Here is a 1,527-nt window from a genome sequence, read left to right as displayed (position 1 = left end):
ACTGGTCCGAAAATGAAGCTTGAGACCAGGTCAGCGTGATGAACTCGGGTGTTTAAGCGGCCTCGATGGGGTCGAAGCGGACGGTGAGGCCGAGGGCGTTGGCCTGCCGGGTGATCCTGCGGAGGGCGCGTTCGGGGTCGTGCTTGGCGTAGTAGTCACCGCCGAGGTCGTGGAATGCAGTGTCCTGGGTGAGCATGTGCCATACCGCGGTGAGAATCGAGTGCTCGACGGCGACGAGGGCTTTCTTCTTGCCCAGGCGGGGCATCAGCCGCATGTAGCGCGCACCGAGGTAGGTGCGGTCCCGGGTGCGGGAGGCGGCCATGGCCGCGGTGCCCAAAGCGGCGCCGAGCCACCGGTTGCCGTGGCGTCTGCGGCCGGATTTGTGCTTGCCGGCGGATTCGTGGTGCCCGGGGCAGACCCCGGCCCAGGAGGTCAGGTGCCCGGCGGTACGGAAGCGGGACATGTCGGCGCCGGTCTCGGCGATCAGGACCTCCGCGGTGGTCCGGCCGACGCCGGGGATGGTCTGCAGCAGCTCAAGCTGCCGGGAGAAAGGGCGCATCTCCTCCTCGATCCGCACCGACAGCTGGTCGATGGCTGTGGTGAGCTGGTCGATGCGCTCCAGGTGCAGCCGGCACAAGAAGGCGTGGTGCTCGCCGAAGTTGCCGGCCAGCGCCTCCGCCAGTGCGGGGATCTTGGGGCGCATGCGGGCCTTGGCCAGCCCTGCCAGGACGTGCACATCGCGTTCCCCGGCGATGAGCGCGTCCAGCATGGCGCGCCCGGAGACCCCGAGGATGTCGGTGGCCACCGAGGAGAGCTTGATCCCGGCGTCCTCGAGTTCCTTCTCCAGCCGCTGGGCCTCCCGGCTGCGCTCGCCGGCAAGAGTGGAGCGGTAGCGGGTCAGGTCGCGCAGGTGCCGGACCGGCTCCGGCGGCACGAACGAGGCCTTCAGCAGGCCGCACTCGCCCAGCTGGCACAGCCAGGCCGCGTCCGCGACGTCGGTCTTGCGGCCGGGCAGGCCCTTGGCGTGCGCGGCGTTCACCAGGATCACGTTCACGCAGTCCTCGAGCAGGTAGAACGCGCCGCGCCAGTAGTCGCCGGTCGCCTCCATCACCACCAGGGTCACTTGCTCCGCGGTCAGCCAGTCCCGCAACTCCAGCAGGGCGTTGGTCGTGGTGGCGAAGGTACGGATCTCCTGGCGGCGGCTGCGGCGCCCGCTCGGGCTCGGGGTTCGCACACACGCCTTGAGGTCCTTCTTGCCGATGTCCAGCGCGGCGCACCGCTCGTGCAGCACGTCCATGAAACCCTCCCCGACCACGACCGACTCGACCCGACGCGCGCCGTCCGGAGGGGCCACAGGGCTGAAGAGTCTGGTCCGCGTGCTGCTGCAACAATTGACGGTCCCTGTCAGCGACCCCCACGCCATCCTGACTCTCGAGCTCACGGCATCACAGTGAAACCGGCGTCCCGGACGGAGCAGCCCCATTTTCCCGGCCTCACGGCGGCCGCGCAGCGGCCTGGGTTCCTGAC

General features: G+C 69.5%; 1 protein-coding gene. It reads right to left on the bottom strand.

What is annotated here, in order from left to right; genetic code table 11:
* Positions 1–52 precede the first annotated feature (52 nt).
* Entirely contained in the window at positions 53–1,297 is a 1,245-nt protein-coding gene (locus ACFYYN_RS43370; protein WP_500550202.1) for an IS110 family RNA-guided transposase, read from the bottom strand.
* Positions 1,298–1,527 lie beyond the last annotated feature (230 nt).

Source organism: Streptomyces sp. NPDC001902 (genome assembly GCF_042891295.1).
In the GTDB taxonomy this organism is placed as follows: Bacteria; Actinomycetota; Actinomycetes; order Streptomycetales; family Streptomycetaceae; genus Actinacidiphila.
This window is presented reverse-complemented; position numbering and strand designations above follow the sequence as displayed.

Bases quoted from the DNA above. Each gene is read 5' to 3' on its own strand.
- ACFYYN_RS43370 (WP_500550202.1), bottom strand. From the start codon at position 1,297: ATGGACGTGCTGCACGAGCGGTGCGCCGCGCTGGACATCGGCAAGAAG.